Annotated in this window: 3 protein-coding genes; all 3 read left to right on the forward strand. The window is 61.1% G+C overall.

Features of this window, described 5'->3' with window-relative positions:
• Positions 1-100: 100 nt before the first annotated feature.
• On the forward strand, positions 101-487 hold the full coding sequence (locus AAAB35_RS29505; protein ID WP_340671886.1) for a transposase: 387 nt from the start codon (positions 101-103) through the stop codon (positions 485-487).
• Positions 484-828, forward strand: a complete 345-nt coding sequence (gene tnpB / locus AAAB35_RS29510; RefSeq protein ID WP_340671887.1) for an IS66 family insertion sequence element accessory protein TnpB — start codon at positions 484-486, stop codon at positions 826-828. The genes AAAB35_RS29505 and tnpB overlap by 4 nt, the downstream gene beginning before the upstream one ends.
• Positions 829-904: 76 nt before the next feature.
• Positions 905-1,420, forward strand: a 516-nt coding sequence (locus AAAB35_RS29515; RefSeq protein WP_340671889.1) for an IS66 family transposase zinc-finger binding domain-containing protein, incomplete at its 3' end; no start/stop codon positions are given.

The raw sequence follows: 1,420 nt of genomic DNA on the forward strand, positions 1-1,420 counted from the left end.
CCTTATGCAGTTACCGATAAGCTGTAAGCGGCTAGGGCATCCCACGTATCTTTGAGGCGGCTGAACGCGCATTCTCTGCATGAATCATGCGGGGAATCATATGAGCGACAGTGTGAATCATCATCGAACATTCGAGATTTTGACAGCCGAGCCGGTGCAGTCTCGACGCAAGCCGCGCTATTGGTCGGATGAAGAGAAGGGACGGCTTGTCGCAGAGGCGCTCGCGCCGGGAGCCAATGTGTCGGCGATTGCGCGCTCTCAGGGACTGGACCCGTCGCAGCTCTATGCGTGGCGTCGCAAGGCGCTTTCGTCGGGAACGGTTGCCCCATTGACGGAGGGATCGAGCAAGCCGGTCAAGTTCACGCGCTTTGAAGCGGTGGGCAGTTCCATGGTGGAAATCGTCGTGGGCGATGTCGTGGTGCGTGCCGGCGCCGACGTTGATTCCGATCACCTGGCCAAGATTCTCCGAGTGGTTCGCAAGGCATGATCGCTTCCGGTGTGGTGGTTTACGTGTCGTGCCAGCCGGTCGACTTCCGCAAGGGCGCAGCGTCTTTAATGGCGCTGGTGAGGGATGGCGGCCTCGACCCGTTCAATGGTTCGCTTTATGTGTTCCGGTCGAAGCGGGCGGACCGTGTTCGCATTGTCTGGTGGGACGGCAGCGGGGTCTGTCTCTATTCGAAAACCCTGGACGAGCAAAGCTTCTGCTGGCCGGCGGTCTCGCCGGCGCGGATGCGTCTTGACCATGCACAGCTGATGGCTCTTTTGGCCGGTTTGGATTGGAAAAAGATCCGCCCGGTCAGGGTCAGGCGGCCGTTGTCGACGGGCTGAAACCGGCCTGCGGCAAGATGAATCATGCGGCTGTAATGGTTGGGAACGCGGCTGTTTTTATGCTCAATTGCTTCCCATGGTTTTGCCCACTTCCGACCTGCCGGACGACATCGATACGCTGAAAGCGATGATCCTCGCGATGGCCCGCGAGCAGGCTGCGAACGAGACCCGGCTTGCAGCGGCGGCGGCAGAGGTCGCCCGACTGAAGGCCGTCGAGAAGAGCGCCAACGAGCGGATCGCCAACCTCACGTCGATCCTGAAAGTTTTGCAGCGCACGCAATACGGCAAGCGTTCCGAGCGGCTGCGCCTGGCCGTCAACGACGAACAGGTGTCCTTTGCTTTCGAGGAGGTCGAAACCGGTCTTTCGGCGATCCAGAGCGAACTCGACCGCGCGGCCGGGGATAAGCCGAAGCGTGCGCCGCGTGCGCGCAAGGGCTTTGCCGCTCACCTCGAACGCATTGAGGAGGTTATCGAGCCGGAAATCCCGGCCGACTGCGAGGGCCTGGAAAAGGTTCTGATTGGCGAGGACCGCTCTGAACGGCTGGATGTCGTGCCGCCGAAGTTCCGGGTCATCGTGACGCGCCGCCCCAAA

The organism is Phyllobacterium sp. (assembly GCF_037994425.1).
Classification (GTDB): Bacteria; Pseudomonadota; Alphaproteobacteria; order Rhizobiales; family Rhizobiaceae; genus Phyllobacterium.